This is a genomic window from Chroococcus sp. FPU101 (genome assembly GCF_017312365.1).
Lineage (GTDB): Bacteria > Cyanobacteriota > Cyanobacteriia > Cyanobacteriales > Microcystaceae > Chroococcus.
In genome coordinates this window covers 31,557-44,170 of the sequence record NZ_BLJI01000012.1, presented here as the reverse complement: position 1 = coordinate 44,170, position 12,614 = coordinate 31,557, and the positions used below count along the sequence as shown (strand labels likewise).

Genomic DNA, 12,614 nt, shown 5'->3' with positions numbered 1-12,614 from the left:
CGTTACATCTATTGATATATACTCACACATCAACCATGATACCTTAGACTTTTGGTAGTAGCTGAATCAAGAGTCGTAGATGAACTTTTCAACAGCTTAGAGAAGATTCATGATTGCCGTTGCTGCCGCCTCCCCCGTCCGTACTGCACCATCAAAAAAACCAGCCCAACGATCGGCCATTTCTGTACCAGCCCAGTGAATACGACCTACTGGGGCAGTGAGGGCTTCACCGAAACTTGTCCAGACACCAGGTGGCATAAAAGCAGCATATCCGCCTCCTGTCCAAGGTTCGCCCGGCCAATCAACTTCGTCGTATGTAGAAGGAGATAGGGCTTCATCACCGAAATAGATTGCTAGATCGCCAAGAACGGCAGCACGACGATCGCCATTACTCATCGGTCGCCAATCTCTATAGCGATCGCCTACGACAAAGGTAGCAATTACTCCTACCTCAGTTTCGGGATCAGAACTATCTGCACAGAGTTCAATCCATCGACAGTTACCTAAACCAATTCCCGCAAGCCCTTTAGCTCGCCAGAATGGACAATTATAAGAAACCAAGATTTTAGCACAGCATCCCATCGGGACACGTTGGGTGAGTTGTCCCCGTAAAGGTGGCATTGGTGGATCGTAAATAATGCGACCTGCAAGATGAGGTGGCATTGCAACAATAGCAAACTGTGCGTTAAAACGACTTTTGGGTGTTTCAACTTCCACCCCAGTTTGAGCGTGAACAATGCGTAGGACTGGTTCACCCAAACAAATTCGCTTCCCCAACTCAGCAGCAATCTTTTCTGGAATTTGCCCTGCCCCACCATGCAGCAGTTCGGCTTCTGGATGTTCCGACTGTGGCGCACAGTTGTTCCCCCAGAGGACGTGTAGGAGTGAAACTTGACTTGGTTCTGCGGGCCCTAGATAGCCGACAGCGCGACTCATGTATGAAAAATACCAGCGTCCGAAAGCGGTCTTAGTGTTTTCTTCGATCCATTGGGTGAAGGTTTGACTGTCTAATTTTTGATTTTGGCGATCGCGGCGCAGATGTCCAGACGGTAACTTCTTGGCTAATGTCTCGAAACGTTGCCAAGCGTCCATTGCATCACCCCATTCCTCCAGACTCACACTGGGGGGTTCACCTTCTGGGAAGCCTTGGAAAAAACCATTAAATTCGTAGCGTTTTCCATCAAAGATCAATACTTTTTGTCCTTCGGCTGGTGAGGGAAAGCGACGCACTCCATATTCATCAAGTAGAGTCAAAAAACGATCTTGGGTCGGGCCAACCCATTGACCTCCCTTATCGATCCACTGCCCTGATGGTAAATACTGACCATACATCCGACCCCCAATCCGATCCCGCGCTTCAATCACTAAAACTTTGTGACCCGATCGATGTAGATTACGGGCTGCAACGAGACCCGCTAATCCAGCACCGACGACGATGCAATCATAGACAATTGAGTTTGAAATTGACATGATAAAAGTCTTGATTGTTAATGCTTTAATTTTAAAAAATATGATTAATTGATTATCTAGTAGTTTTGTAAAAAAATTTTTAAGTAATGTAAAAATATATCATAAAATAACAATCTTTAAAGTACATTTTGTAACACTTATCCTACAAATTAAGCAGTTAACGCTAAGATTATAGAGATAATTTTAATTAAACAGAGCGTAACATCACTCATCGCAGCAAATCTTAATAGAATCAAAATTACAACAGGGCTGGCTCAGGCTAAAAAATCTGATTGAAAAGCCCTTGAATGAGCAAATAAAAACAAATCAGAAGTTAGCTAATTGCTGCTCTGTTTACGATTTTAAAAACCTTTTAGTGAATTAAAAAAAAGGACATAACAACGTGACATCTAATTATAAAAAACAAGTAGAACCCAGTAAGGTTAATATTTCTTTTATCATCCTTATTGCTGGTGCGGCTGCTTTAGGCGGCTTTTTATTTGGTTTCGATACCGCTATTGTTAACGGTGCAGTCAAAGCGATACAGGTAGAATTTAATGCTAGTCCTCTCTTAATTGGCTTGGCAATTTCAGGGGCTTTACTCGGCTCGGCGATCGGTGCTTTCTTTGCTGGACAACTGGCTGATCGCTTTGGTCGAATCAAAGTCATGTTGGTAGCGGCGATTTTTTTTGCTCTAAGTTCCTTTGGTTCTGGCTTCCCCTTTACCATCTATGATTTTATCGCTTGGCGTATGCTTGGGGGTTTAGGGGTGGGTTTGGCTAGTGTCATCGCACCTGCTTATATTGCAGAATGTTCTCCTGCCGATCTACGAGGAAGATTAGGTTCGCTTCAGCAGTTGGCGATCGTGGTGGGAATTTTTGTGGCTCTGCTTTGTAGCTTTTTTATTACGGTAGCGGCGGGTTCAGCAGAAAACCCTTGGCTATTAGGTATTCCTGCCTGGCGTTGGATGTTTTTAACAGAAGCTCCGCCTGCCGTACTTTATGGAATAGCGGCTCTAATCATTCCCGAATCACCTCGCTACTTAATCGCCCAAGGTCGAGACTCGGAGGCGGCGGCTGTTTTAAGTAAGATTGAAGGCGGAGATCTTGGGGCTAGAGTTGAGGAAATTCGGCAAACAATGCAGATCGATCACAAACCCAGATTTTCTGATCTTCTTAGCAGAAGGAGCGGACTATTACCAATCGTCTGGGTCGGAATGGGGTTATCTGTCCTACAACAGTTTGTCGGTATTAATGTGATCTTTTACTACAGTAGTGTTTTATGGCGGTCAGTCGGATTTTCTGAAGAGGATTCCCTTAAAATTACGGTGATTACGGGTGTGATTAATATTATTACGACCTTAATTGCGATCACCTATGTCGATAAGTTTGGTCGTAAACCCTTACTTTTGATCGGCTCTATTGGCATGACGATTACTTTGGGAACACTGGCGGTAATGTTTGGCAATGCGCCCTTCGATGCCGATGGGAATCCGAATTTAACTGGCTCTAATGGTCTTATCGCGCTGCTCGCTGCTAATCTCTTTGTTTTTTGCTATGGTTTCTCTTGGGGGCCAGTGGTTTGGGTGATGTTGGGCGAGATGTTTAATAACAAGATTCGAGCCGTTGCCCTTTCTGTTGCTGCTGCCGTTCAATGGATTGCAAATTTCCTGATTTCTACCTCTTTTCCTCCCCTACTGGCTACCTTTGGACTGGGGGCTGCTTATGGACTTTATACGGTTGCGGCTGCGATCTCAATATTTTTTGTCGTTCTCTTGGTTAAAGAAACTAAAGGTAAAACCCTTGAGCAAATGTAAACCTTTAAGGGAGCATCACAAAATAAATGAAGAATTAATTAAGTTACTAAATGATGCTTTCAAGACGAATATTTTCACGACGATAACGGTGCAGGTTTAGGAGCAACTCTAATCCGCAACTGTGTAATGAAAGAATAAAACACGGTTTGAGCTTTTAAAGCTTAAGTAATTTTGAGAAATTTTAAATACTTTTTTTAGGTTTCTCATTTTTATTATTTACTTTAATCAATAGATACAAACGCACTTATCAACAGGTGATGAGCTAAAAAAATGTAACTTTTTGTTGTCCTCCGTATTTATATTAATAAGGTTTGTAGCAATTATATCTTAGTACTTGACTTTGCTACGGATCGTCCTTTAGTGTAAAAAATTGCGCTCCATTTACACCGCTAATTGGGAAAATATTTATGATTAATCGTCAAGACTTGAAACAATTGCAATCTTTGACCAGTGTGCCTGCTCTCTCTATTTTATTACCGACACATCGCACTTCACCAGATAACAAACGAGATCCAATCCTCGTCAAAAATTTGGTCAACGAGGCAACAGAACGGCTTTCTGAGGAATTTTCTAATCGAGAGTTAGCACCATTATTAAATAACCTAGAAAAATTGGTTAACGAGATCGATTATCCCCACACCCTCGACGGTTTAGCATTGTTTGTTAGTCACGATTTCGCTAAACTTTATTACTTACCTTTTTCTGTACCTGCGCGGGTGATTATCGATCAAACCTTTGCTACACGCGATTTAGTCTATGGAATGCACCGATCTTTGCGTTATTGGGTCTTATTACTTTCTCAAGCGTCTACTCGTTTATTAGCAGGAACCGCAGAGACTTTAGAAGAAATACAAGATAAAAACTTTCCGATGGAAATGACGGGGCCTGGAGGAACGGCACCCCTTCCCTATCATGCTGATTCTAGCTATCTAGATGATCGCCATCGTCGTTTTTTTCAACAGGTCGATAGTGCATTAACTTTCTATGATGATCAAGAGTTTCTACCGCTAGTCGTTGGAGGAGTTGATCGGCAAGTTTCTTTCTTTCAAGAGGTTACCCAATATCCGCAACCGATCACTGGAGTTCTGAGTGGCAATTATGATAAAGCCAGTCTCCCTGAACTAGCTCCCCACGTTTGGACAGCAATGCAGCCTTTTCGCGAAATACAACGACAAGAAGCGCTTCAGGAGCTAGAGAATGCAGTAAACGCTCAAAAGGTTGTTTCTACGATTGGAGAAGTGTGGCGACTCGCTAATGAAGGGCGCGGGAAATTGCTTTTAGTAGAAAAAAATTATCATGTACCAGCGATCCTCACTGAAGATGGCAATTTCCAGTTAGTCGATGAAGCGGGTGGCACTGAGGTTATGGATGATGCAGTCGATGAGATTATCGAGGTTGTCTTAGCTAAAGGAGGAAAGGTTGTTATGGTAGACGATGGGTCTTTATCACTCCATCAACAGATTGCTCTGATTTTGCGGTACTAATCAGGTCATCTACAACACTACTGACCTTGGCTCAAACTCAGGTAGATTACCCAGTTTACGAATCAAGACTTTGACATTCATCCCTAGATAGTCTTGAGTCTCGCCAAACCAAAAACCAGATAGGGGCATCACTTGGCTAGGATGACGGGCGATCGCTACTGGGATCAAATCAAAGCCCGTTGTAATTTGATTCGTTGGATCATAATTCCGCCATCCAGCACCTGGTAGATAGACTTGAAGCCAAGCATGAGTAGCACCTGAGCCAATCATACCGACCTCACCGCCATCAAGTGCCGCGTCATAAAGATAACCACTGACAAAGCGACAGGCTAACCCCAGTCGTCGCAAGGCTTCAATCATCAACCAGGCATAGTCACGGCAGGTTCCCGACTTTAAACGTAGAGTTTCCCCCGGTGATTGGGTTCCATCTGTCTCACGAGATTGATAGCTCAAGTTGTTCTTGATTGTATCCATCATCCTTTGCAACACATCGAGGGTATGATCTTGGTCGCCTGCAACAAAGTCTTTAGCCCATGTAGCAACACTGCTATCGGGATCTTCTGCATGAGGACGCATAAACACAGAAAGATCGATCCACTCATCAGGTGTGTATTGCACTGGAATTTCTAAAGCGCGGGGATCTAAGGGGAATTCTGCGATCGCTTTTAAGCCAAAATGTTCAGCCCGTAACCGACAAGTGACGATTAGCTGTTTAGCAGGTTCACTAAATTCTAGTTCGGCTACATTATTAGAAAGTGTATCCATAATCCATCGGATTTTGCAAGGTACATTCGTTTCTACCAAGTAACTCAAAATTCGCTCACGATGAGTGGCACTGGGCAAAAAGACGGCACGATGTTTACCGAAAGTTACTGGGTTACGATAGCTGTAGGTGGTAGTATGTACAAGATCATAAATAACGCTCATTGCTACTGTTCCTTATATTTTATGTATGAATTGAAATTTTACATCTGAGGTAAGAAAAGTACTTTAAATCCCTTACAAAAATTAATTTACAGTCTCCAAGTATTAACTTAATAAAGGCTCTAGTCTGTTTTCGGCTTATTAAATATATACATTTCTTACCACTTGCACCGTTAGATCCGACAAATTTATTGATTCAATAACGCCTAAAATAGTTACTCTAAAAATGGTATCGATTAATTATATTGAAAAACTCAGGGATTAAAGTTTTAGATCATGGATATCCGTCAATTCAATATGCGCCAAACGATTATTGTGGCTATTTTAGTTTTGTACTTCGGTAAGTACTTGACTAAAAGAATTAAGTTTTTACAGAACTTCAATATTCCTGATGCCGTTTCTGGTGGGGTATTAGCTTCATTAATCTTTTGGTTCTGTTATGCTGTTTTTCAGTTTCAGGTAGAATTTAATCTAGATATTCGTAATGCCCTTTTAATTATTTTCTTTACCACCATTGGACTATCTTCTCGGCTAAAAACCTTATTGCAAGGTGGAAAACCGTTATTAATTCTGTTGGTGACTGCTGTATTTTATCTGTTCGTGCAGAATTTGACGGGGATAGGTATTGCTTCACTGATGGGTTTAGATTTACCAATTGGTTTGATCTCAGGATCAGTGTCTCTTAGTGGTGGACTTGGAACGGTGATCGCGTGGTCGCCGATTTTTAAGGATACATACGGAATTACTAATGCGTCAGAAATTGGTATTGCTAGTGCCACATTGGGTTTAGTTTTAGGAGGTATAGTTGGTGGGCCTGTCGCTAAATTATTGATTGTCAGAAACCAACTTAAAACGGATGATCAAGATCAACAATTAACCATTGGAATCAAACACGGACAGAAAAATGTAAAGATTGATTACAGCACAATGCTAAATTCCTTTTTAGTGATAAGTTTTGCGATTGGTTTGGGAATTGAGCTTAATTATATTGTTAGTGCGATCGGTTTAAGATTACCCGATTTCGTTACCTGTTTATTGGCGGGGATTTTCTTAACGAATACGATTCCTTTTATTTTTAAACGTTTTCCTTGGCCCGCTAATACACCTTCGCTTGCTTTAATCTCTGATGTCAGTCTCGGTTTATTTTTAGCGATGTCATTAATGAGTTTGCAGTTATGGACATTAGCAGGAATGGGCGGGACGATCGCTGTTTTACTATTAGTACAGTTTATAATTAGTACACTTTATACGATTTTCGTTGTTTTTCCAGTCATGGGCAGAAATTATAATGCGGCGGTCATTTCGGCAGGATATTCGGGGCTAACCTTGGGCGCAACTCCAACGGCGATCGCTAATATGACGGCTGTCACCGAACGATTTGGGGCCTCTCCTCAAGCGTTTATCATCGTTCCTTTGGTAGGTGCTTTTTTTATCGATGTTGCCAATGCTTTTGTTATCCAGAAATTTCTCAATTTTATTGGTTAAATCTAATCTGTAGAAGAATCAATAACATCCTTTCTTCATCGCTAGAGTTAGACCATCTGCAATCGGAACAACACTTAAATTAATTCGCTCATCTTCATATAATTTCTGATTGAATTCACGAATTTTATTTGTTTGATTGTCTTGTATTTCTAAATCAGCTACTTTCTCTCCCCAGAATACATTATCAATCGCTATGATGCCACCTTCTCTAACTAACTCTAGTGACTTTTCGTAATAATTGTGATAGTTTCCTTTATCAGCATCAATGAAAACAAAATCGAAACGGTTAGAATAACCTGAATTAATTAATTGATCTAATGTTTCTAAAGCAGGTGCAATGCGTAGATCTATTTTTTTTGAGACTCCTGCTTCTTGCCAGTAACGTCGTGCAATTTCTGTATATTCCTCACTCACATCGCAAGCAATAATTTTACCATCTGGCGGTAAGGCTAGGGCTGTCACTAAGGAACTATAACCCGTAAAAATACCAATTTCTAATGTATTTCTTGCTCCAATTAATTTGACTAAAAATGCTAAAAACTGACCTTGTTCGGGTGCAATTTGCATAATTGCTCTGGGGTGCGTGGCGGTTTCTTCACGCAGTTTTTTAAGAATTTCGGGTTCTTGAACGGTAATAGATTGATAATATGAATAAAATTCGGGGCTTAAACCCATCGTTTGCTTAGACATAGAATTAGATAACAGCAATACAATCAATTTCTACTAAAACATCTTTCGGTAAACGAGAGACTTCTACACAAGCACGTGCTGGGGCTATTCCTTCTGTAAAATAATTTGCATAAACTTGATTCATTGCACCAAAATTTTCAAGATTACTCAAAAAAACTGTTGTTTTAACCACGTGATCCCAACTAGCTCCCGCTTCAGTTAAAATTGCCTCAAGATTGGTCATCACTTGGGTAGTTTGCGCGACGATATCACTATCACCAATAATATTACCTGTTTTCGGATCAAGGGGAATTTGTCCCGCGATAAAGATCATTTTACCCTGTGCTGCGATCGCTTGATTATAAGGCCCAACTGGTGCGGGTGCATTTTCTGTTTTAATGACAGTATGAGACATATATTTAGATTCCACTAATATGTACAATTATTTCTCGTTGATGTGACCGTTGTCGATGTTCCCAAACATAAATACCTTGCCAAGTTCCTAACACCAAACGACCTCGGTTAAGGGGTATTTGTTCTGAGGTATGGGTAAGAACTGAGCGAATATGGGCGGGCATATCGTCCAATCCTTCGGTACTATGATGATAGCGTGTTGCGTCTTCTGGAACTAATTTATTAAAAAAGTTAGCCAAATCTTGTAATACATCAGGGTCGGCATTTTCTTGGATAATAATTGAAGCTGAAGTATGACGAATAAAAAGGTTACAAAGTCCTGTTTCTATTCCAGATTCTGAGACAATAGATTCTACTTGGGGTGTTATTCTCGAAAAATTTTTGCCTTGAGTTTGAATACGGATTGCTTTTTGATATTGTTTCATAACTAGACTAGGGATACATTATCATGGCTTAATAATTGTTGTTCATTTTGTGATAAATTTTCTGGTAACACATAAAGATCAACATCAAGTGCAGCATTTAATTGATGAATTTGTTTTATAATTTCTGGATTGAAATGGATACTTGGGACTTGTTCACTAACATAGACAACACAATTTATTTCAGTTTGATAAAGAGAACAGAGATTTTTTAAAACTGACCAAACAGGCTGAAGCTGCTTAAAAATTGATTGAATATGCTCTTCTAGTTCACTTGATGATTCTAAATTTGACTTTAAACTCCATCCATTATTTGAATAACAAATTTTACCTTTAGGATAAATCAAATCTCCTTTATACCAAATTTTGCTAGGATTAATTCTTAACTTATCTGTAATTTTATCTGGTTTTAAATCTAATCCAGTTAAAGTTAAAGATACTAATATTTCAGATTTCATAAAAATAAGACCTCAAAAATCATTGATGTTAAATCCTGTTTCTTCACCTATAGATTGACCATCTTTAGGTTTAATGTAAATATTTCCTTCACTGTCCTTGTATAAATCTTTTTGAGAAGCCTTGTACTTTCCTTTAAGTTCATGAATATCAATACCTGCTTGTTTGAGTCTAGCAATTTCAATACGAGTCAGTAATTTATCTTGTCTCCAGTTTCTTTCGCTATCTTTCCCTTTAGGTTCAAAGTCTGTCATCTAATCCTGATGATTATTGATTTCATCAGATGAGGGGTCAGTTAAGGTCGTGTTGTCAATTGCATTATCTTCTGGTAACTCTTTATTCTCGTGTTCTGTCTCACTACCTTCCCAAGGTGAGTCGTAGTGATTCCAGGGTAAAATCGGCTTATTGGGTAACTTATGGGTTAGAACAGTAATATTATCGGCATCGGGTTCAGGAATTTCGATACGGATACTCGATTTCTCTTCTATGATAGGATCTTCTGCTGAGGTACTATTTTCCTCCTCAACAGAAGATGATGTAGGTTGATTTTGTTCTATATCAGATGGGCTGGATTGATTCATAGTTTAAACAAAATAAGATGAAACCATATGTAACAGCAATATTAAAGCAATCATCCAAGTTACATAGGCTGCATAGGTGAGTGTCTGAGAAATGTCATCAAGACGCTGCTTGTTAGTATTATAGGTGGCAATCTGATTCGCCATCATTTTAAGTTGATATTCCTCTGGAGACAGTAATAAATACCGTTCCAAAAACTTGTGATCTTCTAAATTAGGACTAACAGCAACCTGACGGGGTAAAAACGCATTGATTAATAAAGTAAAATTGACTAAAAAACCAATAATTTCTCCAATACTAAAAGGACTAAAATAAGAGATTAAACGAGAAATGGTTAAACTGGTCAACAATGCGCCATTAACCACAAATAAAATATTAAGTTTTGTTGTCAGTAGATAACCCTGTTGTTTCTGCTGTTCCATGACATCTCGAATATCTTGGGCTGTTAGTTGTATCGTTACAGAAGAGGGCAGACTAACACTTGGTGTTTCTTCTATTTTAGATAGTTCGGATGGAATCGATTGATGATAGTCGGTTAGGTTGATTGGATGAACTTTTTCATGTAGTTCTGAAACAGTATCAAACACTGCTGCTGTCATATGATTTATGGTTGAGCCTATCCCCAGTAATTGCTCGCTATCTTCCATTATGGCTTGTCAAGGAGACGAATGAAAATAGTCTACAACGGCTTTGGCTATTGTTTCTGAACCATTTCTGTCTAATGATATATTTTGCCGAGGTGGTATAGGTGTATCTAATAAAAAATCCCAGTTTCCGTGAAAAAATTCGTCTGGAGTCAGAATTTGATGATGAGTATAATTTCGGATTCCTTCTAAGAGAAAATGAGACTCCGCAAAATCATCTCGTGTAAGAGACACAATAGGGATATTTTGTCGCAATGCTTCGGAAAAGGTACTAAAACCGGGTTTAGAAATGACGCGTCCACAAAACGGCATAAAATCTACTGGACGATAGTGATGTTCGGTCACTTGAATTAAGTTTTGTAACGAAGGAACATTACGATCAAAAGTGATAAATTGCCATTCGGGAAAATTTTGTAAATTGTGATATGGAATTTGTTCTAATCCTAAACCCCCAAAGGTGAGTAAAATCGTTTTTTCTTTGGGTGCAGACAGATTAAAATGTGATCTTAATTCGGTTTCACGATAGCGGGGGTTTCCTCCCGTTAACCCGACATCAACAATATTCGGAAAAGCTGACATCGGTTCAGACAACGGCAAACGAAATAAGCGATCGCATTGCTGATAACATTGTCTAATCCAATCTACGATATCTTGAAAATCCTCGCCCCAATCTTGGTAAATAAAATCCCAACCAAAATTACTCATCATCCAACAGGGAATATCTGCTGCTTTGGCTAAAGGTGCGGCTAACGGGGGAATATCAGCTAAGATTAAGCTAACTCGGTTCGTGCGGACAAAATTGACCTCACTAGCAATGATAGAACGAGCCTGAGCCTTCATCTGTTGTAACTTTTCTTTCGTTGCGTCTTTATCCATCTTTAAACTATCAGACTGAATGACACCCACATCAAACCCGCGATGTCTTTGGATAAAATCGGACTCAATATATGATTCTAGTAACCAATGTGGAGCAGTCGTGACTAAAATCGGTAAGATATCAGGGTTAAGCCTACTAATAGCAGCAACAACTGAAGCAGTACGAACCGCATGACCAAAACCATGATTAGTCACTGCTACATATAAAGTGGGTCGAGACATTAATCATCTATCCTATCAACGAACAAAAAAGATTGACACTTCTCACACCGCTTAAATTAGGATAACGGTTTATCCGATAGCCTAAACCATAAACCGTTTCGATTAAATCTTCGGGTGCGCCAACTGATTTTAGTTTTTGCCGAAGACTCCTAATATGTACCTTAACGGTTGATTCTTCGGGCGGTTCGTCAAATGTCCAAAGATGGTCGATAATTTGAGTACGGCTAAAGACTCGCGTTCCATGACGTAAGAATAGTTCAAGAAGCTGATACTCTTTGGGGCTAAGATTAATAGGTTGAGACTGATAAGATACCTCACAGGTACTGGGATTGAGTTGTAGGTTTCCCCATTCCAAAACTGGTGGTAAGGTTGTATTACCGCGACGCAATAAGGCACGAATTCGGGCTGATAGTTCCTCAAGATTAAAAGGTTTGACTAAATAATCATCTGCCCCTGCATCAAGACCCAGAACGCGATCGGATACCGTATCCCGTGCTGTTAACATCAGAATGGGAGTTTGGCAACCTTTAGAACGCAGACGTTTACAAACATTAAAACCATCCAATTTCGGTAACATGACATCGAGCAGAATTAGGTCATAAACCAAAGCATCGGCTAATTCCCAACCCAATTGTCCATCACCTGCCAACTCAACTACATATTTTTGGTCGGTTAAGTCTTCAACGAGAGCATCGGCAATGCGTTCATCATCTTCAATGATTAGGATTTTCATAAAACTTTAATTCTGTGACAATGTTTCCTTAGAATTTTAGCGGTCTTTGTAACTCACTTTAACGTGATGTCATGTCTCACGTTGAACCAAAATAGGTAAGCAAGATACTGCATAAAGCGTGCGCTTAGTAAAGAATATGTAATGTTTCTTAAAACAGTTGATGACTGTGCCATATTTAGTGAAAATCATCGCTAAAAATGTAACAAATTTTTAAAAAATTAGCTTAACGGCGTATCAAATCTTGTTTCTAAAGATAAATTTTTAGGAAACGTTCAAAAAAAGAACCTTTTATGTATCGATACATAAAGACTGTATAAGAGAAATTACTGATAAAATTCAGTTGAAGACAGCCTAGTCAATACAAAAATAATGAGTTTGATAATGTAAAAAAACAAGTTATGAATGGTACCTAACCTTTAAAAAAGTATTTTTCCATACAAA

Annotated in this window: 14 protein-coding genes; 3 read left to right on the top strand and 11 right to left on the bottom strand. The window is 39.5% G+C overall.

The features are described from left to right. Positions 1-96: 96 nt before the first annotated feature. Positions 97-1,470, bottom strand: a complete 1,374-nt coding sequence (locus tag CFPU101_RS12635; RefSeq protein WP_206815698.1) for a flavin monoamine oxidase family protein — start codon at positions 1,468-1,470, stop codon at positions 97-99. Between the two features lie 382 nt (positions 1,471-1,852). Between CFPU101_RS12635 and CFPU101_RS12630 the strand changes: the two genes are divergently transcribed. After that, positions 1,853-3,265: a sugar porter family MFS transporter gene (locus CFPU101_RS12630; protein ID WP_206815697.1), complete on the top strand. Its 1,413-nt coding sequence runs from the start codon at positions 1,853-1,855 to the stop codon at positions 3,263-3,265. A 407-nt stretch (positions 3,266-3,672) separates the two neighbouring features. Further along, positions 3,673-4,749: a hypothetical protein gene (locus tag CFPU101_RS12625; RefSeq protein WP_206815696.1), complete on the top strand. Its 1,077-nt coding sequence runs from the start codon at positions 3,673-3,675 to the stop codon at positions 4,747-4,749. Positions 4,750-4,758: 9 nt separating this feature from the next. Here CFPU101_RS12625 and CFPU101_RS12620 read toward each other — a convergent pair whose 3' ends face one another. After that, positions 4,759-5,676 (bottom strand): transglutaminase family protein, encoded by a 918-nt coding sequence (locus tag CFPU101_RS12620; protein ID WP_206815695.1) that lies wholly within the window; start codon positions 5,674-5,676, stop codon positions 4,759-4,761. 273 nt (positions 5,677-5,949) lie between these two features. Between CFPU101_RS12620 and gltS the strand changes: the two genes are divergently transcribed. After that, entirely contained in the window at positions 5,950-7,158 is a 1,209-nt protein-coding gene (gltS, locus tag CFPU101_RS12615) for a sodium/glutamate symporter (protein ID WP_206815694.1), read from the top strand. A gap of 18 nt (positions 7,159-7,176) precedes the next feature. On the opposite strand, the gene CFPU101_RS12610 is transcribed toward gltS, so the two are convergent. The 9 genes from CFPU101_RS12610 to CFPU101_RS12570 are packed head-to-tail and all read right to left on the bottom strand — an operon-like array spanning position 7,177 to position 12,173. Continuing rightward, the gene (locus CFPU101_RS12610; protein WP_206815693.1) at positions 7,177-7,848 is read right to left on the bottom strand and encodes a class I SAM-dependent methyltransferase; all 672 of its coding nucleotides are present in this window, start codon (positions 7,846-7,848) and stop codon (positions 7,177-7,179) included. Between the two features lie 4 nt (positions 7,849-7,852). Continuing rightward, entirely contained in the window at positions 7,853-8,242 is a 390-nt protein-coding gene (locus CFPU101_RS12605; RefSeq protein ID WP_206815692.1) for a RidA family protein, read from the bottom strand. Between the two features lie 4 nt (positions 8,243-8,246). Beyond that, the gene (locus CFPU101_RS12600; protein WP_206815691.1) at positions 8,247-8,666 is read right to left on the bottom strand and encodes a secondary thiamine-phosphate synthase enzyme YjbQ; all 420 of its coding nucleotides are present in this window, start codon (positions 8,664-8,666) and stop codon (positions 8,247-8,249) included. A 2-nt stretch (positions 8,667-8,668) separates the two neighbouring features. Beyond that, positions 8,669-9,121, bottom strand: a complete 453-nt coding sequence (locus CFPU101_RS12595) for a DUF4279 domain-containing protein (RefSeq protein ID WP_206815690.1) — start codon at positions 9,119-9,121, stop codon at positions 8,669-8,671. 12 nt (positions 9,122-9,133) lie between these two features. After that, a complete protein-coding gene (locus CFPU101_RS12590) occupies positions 9,134-9,373 on the bottom strand; it encodes a polymorphic toxin type 33 domain-containing protein (RefSeq protein ID WP_206815689.1) in 240 nt (79 codons plus the stop codon). Beyond that, positions 9,374-9,700 (bottom strand): hypothetical protein, encoded by a 327-nt coding sequence (locus CFPU101_RS12585; RefSeq protein ID WP_206815688.1) that lies wholly within the window; start codon positions 9,698-9,700, stop codon positions 9,374-9,376. A gap of 3 nt (positions 9,701-9,703) precedes the next feature. Continuing rightward, positions 9,704-10,345, bottom strand: coding sequence for a hypothetical protein (locus CFPU101_RS12580; protein WP_242577920.1), 642 nt, complete (start codon positions 10,343-10,345; stop codon positions 9,704-9,706). A gap of 9 nt (positions 10,346-10,354) precedes the next feature. Continuing rightward, positions 10,355-11,440 (bottom strand): glycosyl transferase, encoded by a 1,086-nt coding sequence (locus tag CFPU101_RS12575; RefSeq protein ID WP_206815687.1) that lies wholly within the window; start codon positions 11,438-11,440, stop codon positions 10,355-10,357. A gap of 7 nt (positions 11,441-11,447) precedes the next feature. Next, entirely contained in the window at positions 11,448-12,173 is a 726-nt protein-coding gene (locus CFPU101_RS12570) for a response regulator transcription factor (RefSeq protein ID WP_206815686.1), read from the bottom strand. Between the last annotated feature and the right edge of the window lie 441 nt (positions 12,174-12,614).

Coding starts and splice junctions, on each gene's coding strand:
- CFPU101_RS12635 (WP_206815698.1), bottom strand. CDS start 1,470: ATGTCAATTTCAAACTCAATTGTCTATGATTGCATCGTCGTCGGTGCT.
- CFPU101_RS12625 (WP_206815696.1), top strand. CDS start 3,673: ATGATTAATCGTCAAGACTTGAAACAATTGCAATCTTTGACCAGTGTG.
- CFPU101_RS12620 (WP_206815695.1), bottom strand. CDS start 5,676: ATGAGCGTTATTTATGATCTTGTACATACTACCACCTACAGCTATCGT.
- gltS (WP_206815694.1), top strand. CDS start 5,950: ATGGATATCCGTCAATTCAATATGCGCCAAACGATTATTGTGGCTATT.
- CFPU101_RS12610 (WP_206815693.1), bottom strand. CDS start 7,848: ATGTCTAAGCAAACGATGGGTTTAAGCCCCGAATTTTATTCATATTAT.
- CFPU101_RS12605 (WP_206815692.1), bottom strand. CDS start 8,242: ATGTCTCATACTGTCATTAAAACAGAAAATGCACCCGCACCAGTTGGG.
- CFPU101_RS12600 (WP_206815691.1), bottom strand. CDS start 8,666: ATGAAACAATATCAAAAAGCAATCCGTATTCAAACTCAAGGCAAAAAT.
- CFPU101_RS12595 (WP_206815690.1), bottom strand. CDS start 9,121: ATGAAATCTGAAATATTAGTATCTTTAACTTTAACTGGATTAGATTTA.
- CFPU101_RS12590 (WP_206815689.1), bottom strand. CDS start 9,373: ATGACAGACTTTGAACCTAAAGGGAAAGATAGCGAAAGAAACTGGAGA.
- CFPU101_RS12585 (WP_206815688.1), bottom strand. CDS start 9,700: ATGAATCAATCCAGCCCATCTGATATAGAACAAAATCAACCTACATCA.
- CFPU101_RS12580 (WP_242577920.1), bottom strand. CDS start 10,345: ATGGAAGATAGCGAGCAATTACTGGGGATAGGCTCAACCATAAATCAT.
- CFPU101_RS12575 (WP_206815687.1), bottom strand. CDS start 11,440: ATGTCTCGACCCACTTTATATGTAGCAGTGACTAATCATGGTTTTGGT.
- CFPU101_RS12570 (WP_206815686.1), bottom strand. CDS start 12,173: ATGAAAATCCTAATCATTGAAGATGATGAACGCATTGCCGATGCTCTC.